Below are 218 nucleotides of genomic sequence, written 5' to 3'. Positions count from 1 at the left end.
CCGCATGATCAACCGGATGATCGAGCCCAGTTCGGGCAGCATCACGATCGACGGCGTGAACTCAGCGGATCTAGAGCGCGCGAAGCTCCGCAGAGGCATCGGGTACGTCATTCAGAACGCAGGCCTGTTTCCCCATCGCACGGTGCTGCAGAACATCATGACGGTGCCGCGGCTCAACGGCGTGCCAGCCTCCCGCGCTCGCAGCCGTGCGCTGCAAC

Annotated in this window: 1 protein-coding gene; it reads left to right on the top strand. The window is 64.2% G+C overall.

What is annotated here, in order from left to right:
• Positions 1-16: 16 nt before the first annotated feature.
• A partial coding sequence (locus CH42_RS00150; RefSeq protein WP_306455187.1) for an ATP-binding cassette domain-containing protein occupies positions 17-218 on the top strand: 202 nt, incomplete at its 3' end.

The sequence above is a fragment of the Leucobacter musarum subsp. musarum genome (genome assembly GCF_001273845.1).
GTDB lineage: Bacteria > Actinomycetota > Actinomycetes > Actinomycetales > Microbacteriaceae > Leucobacter > Leucobacter musarum.
The sequence above is the reverse complement of the archived record's forward strand: the minus strand, read 5'-3'. Positions and strand labels throughout refer to the sequence as shown.